Raw genomic sequence first — 15,661 nt, 5'->3', positions numbered from 1 at the left:
CCCCTGATTCCCACCCAAAAGAACGACACCACACCGGAAGGAGACCGGACATGAAGGACTTCCGCAACAAGGTTGCCGCGATCACCGGCGCCGGCTCGGGCATCGGCCGCGCGCTGGCGGTGGCGCTGGCCCGCGAAGGCTGCCACCTGGCGCTGTCTGACCGCAACGAGGCCGGGCTGGCGCAGACCGTGGCCCAGGCCATGGCCGCGGCGCCGCATGCCCGCATCACGCAACACACCGTGGATGTGGCCGACCGCGCCGCGGTCCATGCGTGGGCCGCCGCGTCCGCCGAGGCGCATGGCCGCGTCAACCTGATCTTCAACAACGCCGGCGTGGCGCTGTCCAGCACCGTCGAGGGCATGAGCTACGACGACCTGGAATGGATCATCGGCATCAACTTCTGGGGCGTGGTGTATGGCACCAAGGCCTTCCTGCCGTACCTGAAGGCCAGCGGCGACGGCCACGTGGTCAATACGTCGAGCATCTTCGGCATCTTCGCTCAGCCCGGCATGGGTGCCTACAACGCCAGCAAGTACGCGGTGCGCGGCTTCACCGAATCGCTGCGGCAGGAACTGGACCTGATGGACTGCGGCGTGTCGGCCACCACCGTGCACCCAGGCGGCATCAAGACCAATATCGCGCAGGCCAGCCGCGTGTCGGCCAGCGTCAACGGCTTCCTGGTGCGCGACGCGCAGCACGGCAAGGATGAGTTCGAGAAATTCTTCATCACCTCGCCCGACAAGGCCGCGCGCGTGATCCTGGAAGGCGTGCGCCGCAACCGCCGGCGCGTGCTGATCGGGCCCGATGCCTACGCCGCCGATGCCATGGCGCGGCTGCTGCCCGCCGCCTACCAGTCGCTGGTGGTGCGCGAGACGCGCCGCAAGCGCGACCTCGGTCCCGCGGCCGCACCGGCCTCGGTGGGCCAGGGAGAGCGCCCGTGAACCGGCTGGCGATCGAACAGGATGCGGCGCTCCTGGCGCCACCGGGCGCGCTCACGCGCTGGTTCGGGCAGGGCCGCGTGGGGCTGTTCAGCCTGTCGCGCGCGACGCTGGCGCAGCGCCACGCGCTGCCGGCCTCGCGCTGGGTGCGCGTGCTGGACGCAATGGTGCACTACACCGACGAAGGTCCCGCCGACGGCGAGACCCTGGTGCTGATCCACGGCTTCGGCGCGTCGTTGCATACCTGGGAAGGAATCGTGCCGGCGCTGGCGCAGCGCTACCGCGTGCTGCGGCTGGACATCGCGCCGTTCGGGCTGACCGGGCCGCTGCGCGACGCGCGCGGGCGCATCGAGACCATGGACGTGCACCGCTACCGCGATTTCATCGACGCCTTCCTGGCCGCGGTGAACGTGCGCCGCGCCAGCATCATCGGCAATTCGCTGGGCGGGCTGATTGCGTGGGACCTGGCGGTGCGGCGGCCCAATGCGGTCGACAAGCTGGTGCTGATCGACGCCGCCGGCTTCCCGATGCGGCTGCCGATCTATATCGACCTGTTCCGCCATGCGCCGGTGCGCTGGTCGGCGCCGTGGATGCTGCCCGAGTTCATCATCCGCGCCGCCACGCGCGACGTCTATGGCGATGCCTCGCGCGTGCCGGAATCCACCTTCCGCCGCTACGTCGATTTCTTCTACGCCGAAGGCAGCCGCGAGGCCGTCGGCAAGATGGTGCCCAGGCTGGACTTTGCCCAGCTCGACACCCACCTGCTCGGCAGCGTGCGCGCGCCCACGCTGGTGCTGTGGGGCGAGCGTGACCGCTGGATTCCGCCGGCGCACGCGCAGGCCTTCACCGAGCGCATTCCCGGCGCGCAATTGCGCCGCTACGCGGGCCTTGGCCATGTGCCGATGGAAGAAGACCCGCAACGCGTGGCCGCAGACCTGCTGCCCTTTTTAGCTCAATGAGCCTGCCACCCAAGGAGACCGCCATGATGCCAGTCCGCCGCGACGTGCATCCCCACCTGCCGCCAGAACGCATCAGCGACTGGCACGAACGGGGCCGTCACGTCACCCATTTCATCAACGCGCTGTCGATCTTCTTCCCGGGCGGGGAGCGCTTCTTCATGGACAGCGTGCGCAACTACCGCGACCAGGTGAAGGATCCCGAGCTAAGCCGCGCCATCGCCGGCTTTATCGGCCAGGAAGCGATGCACACGCGCGAACACATCCTCTACAACCGGCTGATGGAAGACGCCGGCTTGCCCGCCGCGCGGCTCGACCGCGCGGTGTGGAAGCTGCTGGACGTGCTGCGCAAGATCCTGCCCAAGTCGTGGCAGCTGGCCCACACCATCGCGCTGGAGCACTACACGGCGATGCTGGCCGACGGTCTGCTGCGGGATCAGCGCCACATGGGCGCGGCCTCGGAGACCGGCTACCGGCAGGTGTGGACCTGGCACGCGCTGGAGGAAACCGAGCACAAGGCCGTGGCCTACGATGTCTGGAACACGGTGATGAAGCCCGGCCCGTATCGCTACTTCCTGCGCACTTTCACCATGCTGACCACCACGGTGACGTTCTGGGCCATGGTGTTCGTGTTCCATATCGCGCTGGTGATGGGCGACAAGGGCTGCCGCAACAAGCTGACCGGGTTTGGCGGCGTGCTGCGCTTCCTGTGGGCCTCGCCCGGCGTGCTGCCCAAGATGATCCCGGAGTGGTTAAGCTACTTCCGTCCAGGCTTCCATCCGTGGGACGACGACAACCGCGCCGAGCTGGCGCGCATCGCGCCGCTGGTCCAGGAGATCGAGGACACCGCGCGCGCCGCCGGCGTCTCCACCCGTGCGCCTTCGCTGCGGGGGGCGGCATGACCATCTGGCAGTGCCGTATCTGTGGATTCGTTTATGAAGAAGCGCTCGGCATGCCCGAGCACGGCATCGCGCCCGGCACACCGTGGGGCGCGGTCCCGTCGGAGTGGAGCTGCCCGGACTGCGGCATGGCGAAAGCGGATTTCGACATGGTTGCGCTATAGGCGGGCGGTGCTGCTGGAAAAGGGCTGAGGCGCCGGCCGCTAAGGCTTGGCGCCCCCACCCTCCTCATCATGCAAATGCTCGATGATCGCCGCCACCCGGTCCCCCAGGTACTTGTTGGCCGAGATCTCCAGCGCCCGCATCATCTCCGTCTCCGCCATCACCAGCGCCAGCGGGCGGATGCGCCACAAGATGTCCACCAGCCGCGGCACGTCCTGCGGCGGCGGCAGCTTGCCCTCGCCAAAGCGGTCCAGCTCGCGCACCACGGTGGCGACGATATGGTCTGATACCGCCTGGAAATGCCCGCGCGACTGCGCGATGATCTCCAGCACGTCTTCCAGCGCAAAGCCCGCCTGGGCGATCTCCGCGCCCGCGGCCAGCGCGCGCGGGCTGCGCGCAAGATAGCCCAGGCCGTCCGGTTCCAGCAGCCCTAATGAGATCGCCTTGGCCAGCGCCGGGCGCGAGATCGCGCGGCCGAACAGCCGTGCCAGCGCCAGGTAGGAATAGTGCCGCGGCGTCTCATTGGTCCACGGGCTGCTGATGGCTGTCTCCAGCCCCAGGATCGAGCGCAGGTCGTGCCCTTCGACAATCGCCTTGAGCAGCTCGGTGATATTGGCCAGCGTATAGCCGCGCGCCAGCAGGTGGTGGATCAGCTTGAGCCGGCCCAGGTGCGCCTGCGTGTAGATGCCCACGCGCCCGCGCCGCTGCGGCGGGTCGATCAGGCCGCGGTCCTGGTAGGAGCGCACGTTGCGCACCGTGGTGCCGGCCACGCGCGCCAGCTCGTCGATGGTGTATTCCGGGCTGGGCGGCGTGGTGTCCGATGCCTGGCTGGTCGGGGACGAGGGGTGGCGGCGCCGGGTCAGTGTCATGCGAAAAATTCTAACCGAGGAATGCGGCAGGCAAAGGTGGCGCCCGGTTTTGCCGATAATGAGGGCATTGCCGCCCTACCCTCAATTGGCCACCTCCATGCATATCCGCTGGCTCGAAGACTTCGTCTGCCTGGCCCAGGCCGGCAGCCTGGCGCGCGCCGCCGAACTGCGCAACGTGACCCCGCCCGCCTTTGGCCGGCGCATGCAGGCGCTGGAAGTCTGGGCCGGCGCCCCGCTGATCGACCGCAGCGCCTTCCCGGTGCGGCTGACCGCCGAAGGCCGCCAGTTCCTGGAAGCCGCGCAGAGCGCCCTGCGCACGCTGGATGAAACCCGCCTGGCGCTGCGCGCCGCGCACCGCGCCGACGCCAGCACGGTCACCATCGCCACCGGCAAGACCCTGGCGCGCTCGATGGTGCCGGCCTGGCTGGCGGGCCTGCGCGAGGCACTGCGGCACGACCCCGCAGCGGCCAGCTTCCGCACGCGCCTGTCGACCTTCCCGATGCACGACGCGCTGGCGATGTTCGCCGAGGGCGATGCCGATTTCCTGCTCTGCTACAGCCCGCCGGACCTGCCGGTGATGCTGGACGATGCGCGCTACCAGTTCCACCTGGCCGGCGTGGAGCGGCTGGTGTGCGTCAGCGCCGCCGATGCGCGCGGCGCGCCGCTGCACCGGCTGGCCACTGCCAGGGCGGCTGCAAAGCCCGTGCCGATGATCGCCTACGCCGAGACCCTGACGCTGGGCCGCATGGTCAACCAGGAGATCGCGCGCCGCAAGCTGGCAGCGCGGCTGGACGTGATCGCGGTCAGCGACTTTGCCGAGTCGGTGCACGAGATGGTGCGCCAGCGCATGGGCCTGGCCTGGCTGCCGGCGCGGCTGATTGCCGATGACCTGCACGCGGGCCGGCTGGTGCGTGCCATCAGCGCCGCACGGGGCGACGATGGCGGCGACCTGGCGCTCGATATCCGCCTGTACCGCCCGCGCGCGCCGATGCGGCCGCTGGCCGAGGCATTCTGGCAGGCGGCGGTGCAGGCACCGCGCTGATTCGCCTTCGGCCGCACCATTGCCGAATCGGCAACCCCCCTTGCCAAAGCTGCACGCCGGGCCGGCTCCGCGCTCTCTACCATCGGTCCACAACCATTATTCCGGGACCCCCAGAGCCAAGACCATGAAGACCACCCTGCGCGCGGCCGCTGCCGCACTCTGCCTTGCCGCTTCCGCCGGCGCCCTCGCTTCCACCTGGCCCACCAAGCCGATCACGCTGGTGGTGGGCTACACCGCCGGCGGCAGCGTCGACCTGGTGGCCCGCACCATCGCCCCGGAACTGGGCAAGCGCCTGGGCCAGAGCGTGGTGATCGAGAACCTGGGCGGCGCCGGCGGCACCATCGGCGCGTCCAAGGTGGTCAAGGCAGACGCGGACGGCTACACCCTGCTGATGGGTTCCGGCAGTGAAGTGTCGATCGCCCGCCTGACCAACCCCGCCGTGCGCTACGACGGCGAGAAGGACCTGGCCCCGGTGACCTTCGTCGGCACCCAGCCGATGGTGCTGGTCGGCAAGACCGGCCTGCCGGCCAGGAATGCGGCCGAGCTGATTACGCTGGCCAAGGCCCAGCCGGGCAAGCTGGCCTATGCCTCGTCGGGCGTGGGCACGCCGCTGAACCTGGCCGGCGAGCTGATCAAGCAGCAGGGCAAGGTCAATATCACGCACGTGCCGTACAAGGGCGCCTCGGCCATGGCCACCGACCTGCTCGGCGGCCAGATCGACCTGGCGGTGATGGTGCTGTCGTCGGCGCTGCCGCATATCCAGGCCGGCCGCGTGCAGGCATACGGCGTGACCAATGCCAAGCGCTCGCCGGTAGCGCCGAACGTGCCCGCGCTGGCCGAGACCCCCGCGCTCAAGGGCGTGGACATGGGCGTGTGGTTCGGCCTGATGGGGCCGGCCAGGCTGCCGCAACCGGTGGTGGATCGCCTGAACACCGAGATGCAGGCCGTGCTGGCGATGCCGGATGTGAAGAAGAAGCTGGCAGAAGCCGGCGTGGAAGTGGCGCCTGCCAACCCGGCGCAGTTCGGCAGCTTTATCAAGCGCGAGACGGGGCGTTATCGCACCATCGTGCAGACGGCTGGGATTCATGAGTAAGTGAGGTTGTGGGGCGGCGCTGGAAATGCCCGCCCCCTACCCTGTTTGTCCACATCACACGACCCGGCAGGCACCGACCCGCCAGGCACCCTGAACGCACCGATTCCCATGACCCAGCCCTCCGCACCGATCGACGCCTACCCCGTCGATGTCGCCTTCCCCGACATCCGTCCCTACGCCGCCGGCAACACCGGCATCCCCTACCTGTTCACCTTCGACAGCGGCCAGCCCGGCCCACACGTGATGGTCAACGCGCTGACCCACGGCAACGAGGTCTGCGGCGCCATCGCCGTCAAGGCGCTGTTGGACCACGGCCTGCGCCCGCGCCGCGGCCGCCTGACGCTGGCCTTTGCCAACGTCGATGCTTATCACCGCTTCGATGCGGCCAGGCCCGACGCCTCGCGCTTCGTCGACCAGGACTTCAACCGCGTATGGACGGCCAGGACGCTGGACGACACCAGCCTGGATTCGTCCGAGCTGCGCCGCGCGCGCGCCATGCGCCCGGTGATCGACACCGTCGACCTGCTGCTGGACCTGCATTCCATGCATGAGAAAAGCCGGCCGCTGATCGTCTCCGGCCCGCTGGACAAGGGCATCGCCCTGTCGCGCGCGCTGGGCGCGCCCGCCGACGTGATCGTCGACGAAGGCCACCCCGAAGGCCGCCGCATGCGCGACTACGATGGCTTTGGCGACGCCGCCAGCCCGCGCAATGCGCTGCTGATCGAATGCGGCCAGCACTGGGAGCCGGCAGCCGTGACGGTGGCGCAGGACAGCAGCGCGCGCTTCCTGCTGCATGCCGGCATCGTGGATGAAGCCGACTTGCCCGCCGGCTGGCTGCAGCCGCTGCCCGCCACGCAGCGCGTGGTACGCGTGACCGAGCCGGTGGTGGCCACCAGCATGGACTTCCGCTTTGCCGGCCCCTATACCGGGCTGGAGACCTTTACCGAGGCCGGGACCGTAATCGGCTGGCGCGACGGCGAGCCAGTGGTGACGCCGTATCCGGATTGCGTGCTGGTGATGCCGTCGCTGCGCCAGTTGCGCCCGGGCGTGACCGTGGTGCGCCTGGGCCGGCTGGAACGCTGACCCGGGTACGCTGGGCCGGGTACGCTGGGCCGGGCGCGGCTGCGCCCGGCAAGATGCTGCGCAGAGAGGCATGGTCCCGCCCTCCGGTTGACTGCAGATGGGCTAGGCCGCCGGTGTGGCCACCGTTCCCGCCGGCGGCGGAGGCGGCGGCAGCATGCCGGGGAATAGCTTCTCGACCAGTTCATCGAGCTTGGACGACGGCTGCACGAAGTTGCTCAGGTTGAGCCCGCCCGCGCTGCGGTTGGCGTCGTAGGTCGCCTTGCCGACACGGTCGCCGTTGCGGAATACGGTGATGTCCGCGCTGTTCAGGTAAGAGGTCCAGTACCAGGCGCCGCGCGCCGCGTACAGCGCCACCATCGGGCACGCCGCGGGCGAGGCCTGCGCCTGCAGCACCTTCACCTCGAAATTGCGCCGCCGCAGCGACGCGAGGAAGCTCTCGACAAAGTCATTGCCCGTGACCGGGTTCACCACCACGCACAGCAGCGTGCCATTGGCGCCGTAGTGGCCCAGCGGACCGCCGCCGGCCGGCACCTGGAACGCGACAAGGGGATCGTTGCGGTCAGGCCGGTCGACCGGCGTCACGGCCTGGTAGGTCGAGCAGCCGGTGAGCAGCAGGCCAAGGCCGGCGGCCAGCAGAGCTTTGTTCATGGGGTGTCCTGGATGGCTGGGGCGGCGTGCCATGCAAGGCGCAATGGCCACCGCATACCTTCACACTGTAGGTGCCGGTACGCCGATCCAATCGTCCAAACAGAAGCGCAAATCCGCCGCTTCTGCATGAAGGGGTGGCGCCTCAGCCGCCCTGCGCCAGCCGGCCCACCAGGACCAGGCAAAGCCCGGCAAGACAGACCCCGATCACTGCCACCTGCACGCGAGTAACGGGTTTGCCGCCGAACAGCGTCTGGCTGAACCAGGCCGGCGAGACCAGGCCGACGATGGTGCCCACCATGATCAGGATGGCAAGGACGGACAGTACGGATTGCATGAAAAGACTCCGGAATCGTGGACCAGCGCGATCAGTTGGCGCCGCCGCGCAGCAGGCAGTCGCGCAGCAGCGGCGAACCGTCCGCCAGCCCTGCCCCGTTGCATTCCACCGCCACCTTCTGGCCGCGCCGCACCATGGTGGCGCGGGCTTCTACTTCACATACCCGCCCCGCCGGGCCGCAGATCTGGCGTTGCAGCAGCAGCGCGCGCACGTTCACGCCGGGATCGTTGGTGCGGATATCGACATAGACCTGGTCACCCTCGCGGCGAATGCCGCTGGCAATGCCCTCGACAATCAGGTACTGGCCCAGGTAGCGGTGGTCGGCTTCCCTGGCGTTGTCGCGGTATTCATTCAGCAGCGCATCGGCCTGGCGTTGCGGCAGGCGGTCCGCTGGGCGTTCCGGGTCGATGCTGACCGGATCCAGCGTGCCATTGCGCGGCACACCGCGCACATCGCTGGCAGGCACCGCGCTGGCCGCGGCCTGCGCTTCGGCCTGTGCGTCGGGCGCGGCACCGCCGACATCGTCGCGGCGGTCATTGCCGGCAAACCACAACATGCCAAGGACAGCCACGGCGACGATGGCAATCAGGATTTGCTGGGTACGGTTCATCATCTGGAGGTCCTGCGTCTGTGAAAGCGTAAGGCGGAACCGGATTATGCGCCCTGCCTGCCGCAAAAGCGCTCGATCGCGGCCACGGCATTGGCCACGCCGCGCTCGGCGGCGATCGCGCGGCCCAGCGTGGCGGCCCGTTCGCGCGTGGCCGGCTGCTCGGTAAATTCGATCATCGACGCCAGCCGCCGCGCATCGATCTTGTGCCCGGCGACATAACGCGGCGCCACGCCCAGCGCCGCCAGCCGGCCCGCCCAGAAGAACTGGTCGCCCGCAAACGGCAGCACGATCGCCGGCACGCCTGCTGCCGATACCGCATGCGTAGTGCCCGCGCCGCCATGATGGATCGCCGCCGACACGCGCGGCAGCAGCCAGTCATGCGGCGTCGCGTCCACCACGTGGAAGTTGGACGGCAGCGCGCCCACGTCAATGCCGCTCCAGCCCGGATAGAACAGCGCGCGCCGGCCATCGACCGCCTGCACCAGCGCTGTCACCACCCTGTTTCGATCAAAGCCCGCCATGCTGCCAAAGCCGATATACAGCGGCGCCCGGCCGGCTGCCAGGAAGTCCTGCAGCCGCGCATCCGGCTGCCAGTCCGGCTGCGGCGGCATGGTCCACGCGCCGCTCACCAGCCAGTCGTCATGCCAGTCATGCGGACGCGGCACCAGGTGCGGCGACATTGCGTACAGCGTCGGAAAATCCACCCACATCGCCTTGCGCGCTGAGGCACCGAACAGCCTGGCGCGTGCGGCATTGGTGGCGGTTCGGAACATGCGCCACAGCACGAAGTTGATCAACTGGTGGCTGGCGCGGTTGGCCCACCCCGGCAGCCTGAACGGCGGCAGCAGCGCGGACGGAAAGGCCCGCGTCGGCGAGATCGGGAACATGCCCGCGCCGATCACCGGCTTGCCCAGATGCTCGCCCACCGACAGCGCCACATACGCCGTGAGCCCCGAGAACACGATGCCATCGGCGTCGCGCGCAGCCTCGGCCAATTGCGCCATCCACGCCTCGGTGTTGTCCTCGGCAATGCGCGCAAACGCGCGCGTGGCCTCGGCCACGTTGCCGCCTTCGGTCATCAGCTTGTGCAGCGCGCCGCCGGGGGCCAGCGTCTGCTGGATATCGCCGGCCATCGGCGCAAAGGCCAGGCCGTGCTCCGCCGCGAGCGTGGCTGCCGAGCGTTCGCCCAGCATCAGCACGTCGTGGCCGGCTGCGCGCAGGCCGAGGCCCAGGGCGACGATGGGGCGGCAGTCACCCTGGGTGCCGAAGGTGATGAGGATCAGGCGCATGGCGTAGCGGTAACTTCTGTCCACGGTCGTTCGGTGTGGCTTTGTCTGCTTCGCTTGGCCATTAATGTTGCCTACGGCAGGCGCCGGGACCGGTCTCGGCCATTGTGAGGACTTCCTCAAAATGGTTGTCCACGTCTGGCCATTGCTGCCACAGGCTTTCCCAGGCATCCATTGCGGAGAGCCTTAGACCAGCTACTTCCCAATACAAAACCGCGTAAAAATCGTCCCCAGCAAATCATCACTGGTGAACTCACCCGTAATGCTGTTCAGGCACTCCTGCGCCAGCCGCAACTCTTCAGCAAACAAGTCCAGCGCCTGCGCCTGATGCTCTGCCTGCTCCGCAGCGATATCCAGGTGCGACTGCGCCGTGCGCAGCGCCGTCAGATGCCGTTCGCGCGCCAGGAAGTTGCCTTCATTGCCCGACTGCCAGCCCACCAGCCGCAGCAGTTCCTTGCGCAGCAGTTCAATGCCGGCACCAGTGCGCGCCGAGATCCAGATCTCAGTCGGGTTGGGCCCGTTGGCGGCGACCACATGCGGTCGATTGCCGCCAAACACGACATCCCCCACCGCCGGCGCCTTGTCGATCTTGTTGACGATGCGCACGATCGGCGAGCCCGGCGGCAGCTGGCCGCTGAGCTGGTCGTCGATGGCGTCGTCGGTCTCGGACAAGCCATGGCGCAGGTAGTCGGTGGCGTCGACCAGGTGCAGCACAATGTCGGCGCGGCGGATGGCGTCCCAGGTGCGTTCGATGCCGATGCGCTCGACTTCGTCGGCGGCGTGCTCGCGCAGGCCGGCGGTGTCGATGATATGCAGCGGGATGCCGTCGATCTGGATGGTCTCGCGCACGCGGTCGCGCGTGGTGCCGGCGATGGGTGTGACGATGGCCAGCTCAGCGCCGGCCAGTGCGTTCAGCAGCGATGACTTGCCCACGTTGGGCTGGCCCGCCAGCACCACCGACAGGCCCTCGCGCAGCAACGCGCCCTGGCGCGCCTGCGCCAGTACCGCACCCAGTTCGGTGCGGATGGTGGCAAGCTGGCCGCGTGCGTCGGACTGCTCCAGGAAATCGATCTCTTCCTCGGGGAAATCCAGCGTGGCTTCCACCAGCATGCGCAGGTGGATAACTTTATCCACAAGCTGGCGGATGGCGTTGGAGAACTCGCCTTCCATCGATCGCGCCGCCGAGCGCGCCGCGGCCTCGGTGCTGGCTTCGATCAGGTCGGCCACGGCCTCGGCCTGGGCCAGGTCGAGCTTGTCGTTAAGGAAGGCGCGCCGCGTGAACTCGCCGGGCTCGGCCAGGCGCAGGCCGATGCCGTTGCCGGCCTGCAGGCAGCGCGTCAGCAGCATCTGCATCACCACCGGGCCGCCATGGCCCTGCAGCTCAAGCACTTCCTCGCCGGTATAGGAATTGGGCGCCGGGAAATACAGCGCCAGGCCGTGGTCGATGACCTTGCCTTGGCCATCGAGGAACGGCAGGTAAGTAGCGTGGCGCGGCTTCAGTGCCTGGCCGCAGACGGCGCGCATCACGGGGCCGACATCGGGGCCCGACACGCGCACCACGCCGATGCCGCCGCGTCCGGGGGCGGTGGCGATGGCGGCAATGGGAACCTGGGGAGCAGTCATGGCGGTATTGTCGCAGATCGGGTGCAGTTGGCGTGGCACACGGTGGGCAGGCCGCCATGGCGGGCGGGTGTTCAGGTGGCGCCGGGCGGCGGCGGCGGCGCTTCATCGGGCATCGCCTGCGCTTCCAGGCATTCGGCCATCAGCCGGCGCGCGACAATGCCGTCGACAAAGCTGCCGAGCTTCGTCTGCCCTTTGACCAGCTTGCGATGCAGGCGCCTGGTATAGCGGGACGGCAGCACCGGCGCGAATGCCTCGATCACATAGCGCAGCCGCTTGCCGGCGATACGTTGCTCGTGGACCGCGCGGGCATCGCCATCGCGTGCGGCCTTGGTCAGCGCGCGCAACTGCTTGCGGCCACGGCGCACGCGCTTGCGGGCGAAGGGCCCGAGGCGGCCGCCGTCCTTGCGGGCGCGGGTGGCAAGCTGGGCCAGGTGCGCCAGGTCGCGATGCAGCGTGGGCAGCGGCCAGTCACGGTAGCGGGCCATGGCCGCGAGCATGGTGTCACGGGCGATGGTGCGGCGCTCGCGGGCCGTGTCGGCGATGGCCGCCAGCACGGTGTCGTCCGGTTCCAGCTTGCATGCCGGGGCGATGGTTTCGGCCAGGAATACGTCCCAGTCGCGGACCGCGCTGGTGGCGCGCGCCAGCATGCGCAGGTCTTGCTGCCAGCGGTCGCGTTCCTGCCGCGGCAACGACGGCCCCAGGGCCCAGAGCACCGCGCGCGCATGGCGTACCGCGACGCGCAGCGCGTGCAGGTCCTCGGGCTCGTCGCGGTGCAGCAACTGGTCCAGGCACGCTTCGATGTGCGCCAGGCTGGCCTGTATCAGCGCAGCAAAGGCAGCAGCCGGCCGCGTCTTGCGGTGCAGTGTGGGGGAAGGGGCGTCGACGGTCATGGCGGGCTGCATGCGGTCAGGCGCGCATGCGGGACGCGGATGCTTCCAGTGTAGGTGACGGCACGCGCTTGCGCGCCCCCAAGCGACGCAGGATGCTCATCTGGAAGTTGACACGCCCGGCCCTACACGCTGGAATGCGTACATCCCGGTGATGCAGTGACCCGACAAGGAACATCCATGACCACCGAACAGGAACGGCTTTTGCTGCGCGACACCGCCCTGCCACCCTCGAACGGGAGCCACCCATGATCGACCACACCGGCGTAATCGTCAGCGACTACGGCAAGAGCCGCATCTTCTACCAGGCGGCGCTGGGCGCCATCGGCTATGTGCTGGACAAGGAGTTCCCGGCCAGCATCACCGGCAGCACCGATGTGGCCGGCTTTGGCCCGCCGGGCCATCCCGACTTCTGGATCTACCGCGGCACCCCCAACCAGCCGCCGCTGCACGTGGCCTTCCGCGTGGACAGCCGCGAAACCGTGGACGCTTTCTACCAGGCGGCGCTGGCCGCGGGCGGGCGCGACAATGGCGCGCCGGGCCTGCGCGCGCACTATCACCCCAACTACTACGGCGCCTTCGTGCTGGATCCGGACGGGCACAACATCGAGGCGGTGTGCCACAAGCCCGCGTAACGGCTAGCGCGTCGCCACGATGAACAGGCGCGGGAACGGCAGCAGCACCGATCCGTCCGGCAGCGCCGGGTACGCCCTGGCAATTTCGGCCTCGTAGCAGGTCAGGTAGGCGGCGCGCTCGGCATCATCCAGCGGCTGCAGGAAGGGACGCAGGCCGCTGCCCTTGAACCACTCCACCACCGCGGCCGGGCCGTCGGCCAGCGGATGGTGGTACGTGGTCAGCCAAACGTCCACGCGCTGGCACAGCGGGCGCAGCAGCTCGTAGTACCAGCGCGCCGGCGCACGTTCCGCGCGGGCCTTGCTGGCGCCGGCAAGCTTGTCGGCCCACGGGCCTTCCGCCGCCACCTGGCGCATCAGCAGGTGCGCGGGTTCTTCCAGGTTGTCCGGCATCTGCACGGCCAGCGTGCCGCCAGGGGCGAGCTTCGACACCAGTGCCGGGAACAGGCTGGCATGGTCAGGCAGCCACTGCAGCACGGCATTGGCCAGGATCACGTCATAGGGACCGGCCTCGTCCCAGGCGCCGATGTCGGCCACGCGGAACTGCACGTCGGGCAGGCGCTTGCGGGCCGCGTCGATCATGTCCTGCGAGCTGTCCATCCCGGTCACCGACGCCCCCGCATAGCGCGCCAGCAGCACCTCGGTGGAGTTGCCCGGCCCGCAGCCGATATCCACCGCGCTGCGCACGATCTCATTGGGGATGGCAGCCACCAAGTCGCGGACCGGGCGGGTGCGTTCATCTTCGAAGGCGACGTATTGGCGGGCGGACCAGCTCATCGTGAATCTCCTGTCGGGTGGTGCGGGGTTGGTGCGTTGTATTGCATGCAACGGCATACAGCCCGAAAGCATACCCCCGCCACAAACAAAAAGCCCGGCATCGCTGCCGGGCTTTTCACTTACCGCATCCTGCAACAGGATCAGCTCTTCGCCGCCACTGCCGCCTTGCCCTTGCCGAGCATGCGGTTGATCTGCCACTGCTGGGCGATCGACAGGATGTTGTTCACCACCCAGTACAGCACCAGGCCGGCCGGGAAGAAGAAGAACATGAACGAGAACACCAGCGGCATGATCATCATGACCTTGGCCTGCACGGGGTCCGGCGGGGTCGGGTTCAGCCTGGTCTGCACGAACATCGACGCGGCCATCACGACCGGCAGGATGTAGAACGGATCCGGCACCGACAGGTCATGGATCCAGCCCAGCCACGGCGCGCCGCGCATTTCCACCGTCGACAGCAGCACCCAGTACAGCGCAATGAACACCGGGATCTGGATCACGATGGGCAGGCAGCCGCCGAGCGGGTTGACCTTCTCGGTCTTGTACAGCGCCATCATCTCCTGGTTCATCTTCTGCGGATCGCCCTTGTGGCGCTCGCGGATCGACGTCATGCGCGGCTGCAGGTCCTTCATCTTGCCCATGGACTTGTAGCTTGCCGCCGACAGCGGGAAGAACACCAGCTTGATCAGCACCGTCAGCAAGATGATCGACCAGCCCCAGTTGCCCAGGAAGCCGTGCAGCTTCTCCAGCAGCCAGAACAGCGGCTTGGCCAGGATGGTCAGCCAGCCGTAGTCCTTCACCAGTTCCAGGCCCGGGGTGATCTTCTCGAGCATGCGCTCTTCCTGCGGACCGGCAAACAGGCGTGCGTCAGTCGTCACGGTCGCGCCTGGGGCGATCTGGCCCAGCGGTTGCTGGATGCCCACGCGGAACAGGTTGGCATCGATCTTCTCGACGTAGAAGCTGTGCTCCTTGCCGGACTGGGGAATCCAGGCCGAGGCAAAGTAGTGCTGCACCATGGCCACCCAGCCACTGCTGCTGGCGGCCGGCACGCTGGCCTTGCCCTTGCCGATGTCGTCGAAGGTGATCTTGTGGTACTTGTCGGCGTCGGTGTAGATGGCCGGGCCGGTGAAGGTGCTGTAGAACTGCGACTGCTCGACCTTGCTGCCGTCACGCGCCAGTTCCATGTACAGCGTCGGCGAGACCGGCGCGGTACCTTCGTTGGTCACGGCAAAGCGCGTGTCCACCACATAGCTGCCCTTGTGGAAGATGTAGGTCTTCACGAACTTCACGCCGTTCTTGTCGGCGGTCAGCGTCACTTCCAGCTTGTCGGCGCCGTCCAGCGCGCGCGGGCCCGGGGCGGCGGTGAAGACCGTGGTGTGGTTGGGCAGGTCGCCGCCGATCAGGCCCGAGCGGGCCATATACGTGCGGGTGGTGTCGCGTTCGAACAGCACCACCGGCTTGCCGTCCTTCTCGTGCTCGTTGAGCAGCTCCAGGCGCGACAGGATGCCGCCGGCGGTGTCGATCTCGGCGCGCACCTCGTCGGTGGTCACCACGATCTTCTCGCCGGTGGGCTGGGCCGCGGCCTGCGGCGCGGCCGGGGCAGCGGTACCCGCTGCGCCTGCCGGCACGTTGGCCTTGGGCACGTCGCCCTGCGCGGCAGCACCGCTGGCGGCCGGCGCCGAAGCGCCCTGCTGTTGCGTCGTGCTCGGGAAGAACATCGACGCATGGCCTTGGGAGCGCTGCCAGTTGTCGTAGAGCAGCACGAGGGACATCGAGAAGATGACCCAGAGGATGGTGCGTTTGATATCCATGTCTGGCTGTG

The 15,661-nt window shown here is 68.4% G+C and carries 17 protein-coding genes; 8 read left to right on the top strand and 9 right to left on the bottom strand.

All coding sequences use genetic code 11. From position 1 onward, the window contains the following. Window positions 1–50 precede the first annotated feature (50 nt). From ACZ5MJ_RS17925 to ACZ5MJ_RS17910, 4 genes are read left to right on the top strand one after another with little or no spacing between them, the layout of a single operon-like run. A complete protein-coding gene (locus ACZ5MJ_RS17925) occupies window positions 51–941 on the top strand; it encodes an SDR family NAD(P)-dependent oxidoreductase (protein WP_464221168.1) in 891 nt (296 codons plus the stop codon). Further along, a complete protein-coding gene (locus tag ACZ5MJ_RS17920) occupies window positions 938–1,897 on the top strand; it encodes an alpha/beta fold hydrolase (protein WP_464221166.1) in 960 nt (319 codons plus the stop codon). The genes ACZ5MJ_RS17925 and ACZ5MJ_RS17920 overlap by 4 nt, the downstream gene beginning before the upstream one ends. Before the next feature lie 23 nt (window positions 1,898–1,920). Further along, complete coding sequence (locus ACZ5MJ_RS17915) at window positions 1,921–2,796, top strand: metal-dependent hydrolase (protein ID WP_464221165.1); 876 nt, start codon at window positions 1,921–1,923, stop codon at window positions 2,794–2,796. Then, complete coding sequence (locus ACZ5MJ_RS17910; protein WP_464221164.1) at window positions 2,793–2,957, top strand: rubredoxin; 165 nt, start codon at window positions 2,793–2,795, stop codon at window positions 2,955–2,957. The genes ACZ5MJ_RS17915 and ACZ5MJ_RS17910 overlap by 4 nt, the downstream gene beginning before the upstream one ends. Window positions 2,958–2,996: 39 nt before the next feature. Here ACZ5MJ_RS17910 and ACZ5MJ_RS17905 read toward each other — a convergent pair whose 3' ends face one another. Further along, window positions 2,997–3,824, bottom strand: coding sequence for a MerR family transcriptional regulator (locus ACZ5MJ_RS17905; RefSeq protein WP_432258770.1), 828 nt, complete (start codon window positions 3,822–3,824; stop codon window positions 2,997–2,999). A gap of 97 nt (window positions 3,825–3,921) precedes the next feature. On the opposite strand from ACZ5MJ_RS17905, the gene ACZ5MJ_RS17900 reads away from it, so the two are divergent. From ACZ5MJ_RS17900 to ACZ5MJ_RS17890, 3 genes are all read left to right on the top strand, one after another. Further along, window positions 3,922–4,866, top strand: a complete 945-nt coding sequence (locus ACZ5MJ_RS17900) for a LysR family transcriptional regulator (RefSeq protein WP_432260440.1) — start codon at window positions 3,922–3,924, stop codon at window positions 4,864–4,866. Window positions 4,867–4,990: 124 nt separating this feature from the next. Then, entirely contained in the window at window positions 4,991–5,959 is a 969-nt protein-coding gene (locus ACZ5MJ_RS17895) for a Bug family tripartite tricarboxylate transporter substrate binding protein (RefSeq protein WP_464221163.1), read from the top strand. 108 nt (window positions 5,960–6,067) lie between these two features. Further along, complete coding sequence (locus ACZ5MJ_RS17890; protein WP_464221162.1) at window positions 6,068–7,042, top strand: M14 family metallopeptidase; 975 nt, start codon at window positions 6,068–6,070, stop codon at window positions 7,040–7,042. Window positions 7,043–7,144: 102 nt separating this feature from the next. Here the strand turns inward: ACZ5MJ_RS17890 and ACZ5MJ_RS17885 are convergent, their stop codons facing one another. The 6 genes from ACZ5MJ_RS17885 to ACZ5MJ_RS17860 form a co-directional block, all read right to left on the bottom strand. After that, window positions 7,145–7,690: an Sbal_3080 family lipoprotein gene (locus ACZ5MJ_RS17885; RefSeq protein WP_464221160.1), complete on the bottom strand. Its 546-nt coding sequence runs from the start codon at window positions 7,688–7,690 to the stop codon at window positions 7,145–7,147. 142 nt (window positions 7,691–7,832) lie between these two features. Beyond that, on the bottom strand, window positions 7,833–8,024 hold the full coding sequence (locus ACZ5MJ_RS17880) for a hypothetical protein (protein ID WP_464221159.1): 192 nt from the start codon (window positions 8,022–8,024) through the stop codon (window positions 7,833–7,835). A 31-nt stretch (window positions 8,025–8,055) separates the two neighbouring features. Further along, window positions 8,056–8,637, bottom strand: coding sequence for an OB-fold putative lipoprotein (locus tag ACZ5MJ_RS17875; RefSeq protein ID WP_464221158.1), 582 nt, complete (start codon window positions 8,635–8,637; stop codon window positions 8,056–8,058). Window positions 8,638–8,678: 41 nt separating this feature from the next. Beyond that, window positions 8,679–9,923: a glycosyltransferase gene (locus ACZ5MJ_RS17870; protein WP_464223752.1), complete on the bottom strand. Its 1,245-nt coding sequence runs from the start codon at window positions 9,921–9,923 to the stop codon at window positions 8,679–8,681. A gap of 192 nt (window positions 9,924–10,115) precedes the next feature. Beyond that, window positions 10,116–11,543 carry a tRNA uridine-5-carboxymethylaminomethyl(34) synthesis GTPase MnmE gene (gene mnmE, locus ACZ5MJ_RS17865; protein WP_464221157.1) on the bottom strand — a complete coding sequence of 476 codons (1,428 nt, stop codon included), beginning with the start codon at window positions 11,541–11,543 and terminating at the stop codon, window positions 10,116–10,118. Between the two features lie 71 nt (window positions 11,544–11,614). Next, entirely contained in the window at window positions 11,615–12,433 is an 819-nt protein-coding gene (locus ACZ5MJ_RS17860) for a CHAD domain-containing protein (RefSeq protein ID WP_464221156.1), read from the bottom strand. Between the two features lie 245 nt (window positions 12,434–12,678). Here ACZ5MJ_RS17860 and ACZ5MJ_RS17855 point away from each other — a divergent pair, with 245 nt between their 5' ends. After that, window positions 12,679–13,065, top strand: coding sequence for a VOC family protein (locus ACZ5MJ_RS17855; RefSeq protein WP_464221155.1), 387 nt, complete (start codon window positions 12,679–12,681; stop codon window positions 13,063–13,065). Between the two features lie 3 nt (window positions 13,066–13,068). Here ACZ5MJ_RS17855 and tam read toward each other — a convergent pair whose 3' ends face one another. Together tam and yidC are read right to left on the bottom strand one after the other, a co-directional pair. After that, a complete protein-coding gene (gene tam / locus ACZ5MJ_RS17850; RefSeq protein ID WP_464221153.1) occupies window positions 13,069–13,839 on the bottom strand; it encodes a trans-aconitate 2-methyltransferase in 771 nt (256 codons plus the stop codon). Between the two features lie 140 nt (window positions 13,840–13,979). Further along, window positions 13,980–15,650: a membrane protein insertase YidC gene (gene yidC, locus ACZ5MJ_RS17845; RefSeq protein ID WP_464221152.1), complete on the bottom strand. Its 1,671-nt coding sequence runs from the start codon at window positions 15,648–15,650 to the stop codon at window positions 13,980–13,982. Window positions 15,651–15,661: the final 11 nt, after the last annotated feature.

The sequence above is a fragment of the Cupriavidus sp. LA-1 genome (genome assembly GCF_055385985.1).
Note: the sequence above shows the minus strand (reverse complement) of the source record. Positions and strands in the feature narration are given on the sequence as shown.

Bases quoted from the DNA above. Each gene is read 5' to 3' on its own strand.
- ACZ5MJ_RS17875 (WP_464221158.1), bottom strand. From the start codon at position 8,637: ATGATGAACCGTACCCAGCAAATCCTGATTGCCATCGTCGCCGTGGCT.
- ACZ5MJ_RS17905 (WP_432258770.1), bottom strand. From the start codon at position 3,824: ATGACACTGACCCGGCGCCGCCACCCCTCGTCCCCGACCAGCCAGGCA.
- tam (WP_464221153.1), bottom strand. From the start codon at position 13,839: ATGAGCTGGTCCGCCCGCCAATACGTCGCCTTCGAAGATGAACGCACC.
- ACZ5MJ_RS17895 (WP_464221163.1), top strand. From the start codon at position 4,991: ATGAAGACCACCCTGCGCGCGGCCGCTGCCGCACTCTGCCTTGCCGCT.
- ACZ5MJ_RS17870 (WP_464223752.1), bottom strand. From the start codon at position 9,923: ATGCGCCTGATCCTCATCACCTTCGGCACCCAGGGTGACTGCCGCCCC.
- ACZ5MJ_RS17890 (WP_464221162.1), top strand. From the start codon at position 6,068: ATGACCCAGCCCTCCGCACCGATCGACGCCTACCCCGTCGATGTCGCC.
- yidC (WP_464221152.1), bottom strand. From the start codon at position 15,650: ATGGATATCAAACGCACCATCCTCTGGGTCATCTTCTCGATGTCCCTC.
- ACZ5MJ_RS17885 (WP_464221160.1), bottom strand. From the start codon at position 7,690: ATGAACAAAGCTCTGCTGGCCGCCGGCCTTGGCCTGCTGCTCACCGGC.
- ACZ5MJ_RS17925 (WP_464221168.1), top strand. From the start codon at position 51: ATGAAGGACTTCCGCAACAAGGTTGCCGCGATCACCGGCGCCGGCTCG.
- ACZ5MJ_RS17855 (WP_464221155.1), top strand. From the start codon at position 12,679: ATGATCGACCACACCGGCGTAATCGTCAGCGACTACGGCAAGAGCCGC.
- ACZ5MJ_RS17860 (WP_464221156.1), bottom strand. From the start codon at position 12,433: ATGACCGTCGACGCCCCTTCCCCCACACTGCACCGCAAGACGCGGCCG.
- ACZ5MJ_RS17880 (WP_464221159.1), bottom strand. From the start codon at position 8,024: ATGCAATCCGTACTGTCCGTCCTTGCCATCCTGATCATGGTGGGCACC.
- ACZ5MJ_RS17910 (WP_464221164.1), top strand. From the start codon at position 2,793: ATGACCATCTGGCAGTGCCGTATCTGTGGATTCGTTTATGAAGAAGCG.
- ACZ5MJ_RS17900 (WP_432260440.1), top strand. From the start codon at position 3,922: ATGCATATCCGCTGGCTCGAAGACTTCGTCTGCCTGGCCCAGGCCGGC.
- mnmE (WP_464221157.1), bottom strand. From the start codon at position 11,543: ATGACTGCTCCCCAGGTTCCCATTGCCGCCATCGCCACCGCCCCCGGA.
- ACZ5MJ_RS17915 (WP_464221165.1), top strand. From the start codon at position 1,921: ATGATGCCAGTCCGCCGCGACGTGCATCCCCACCTGCCGCCAGAACGC.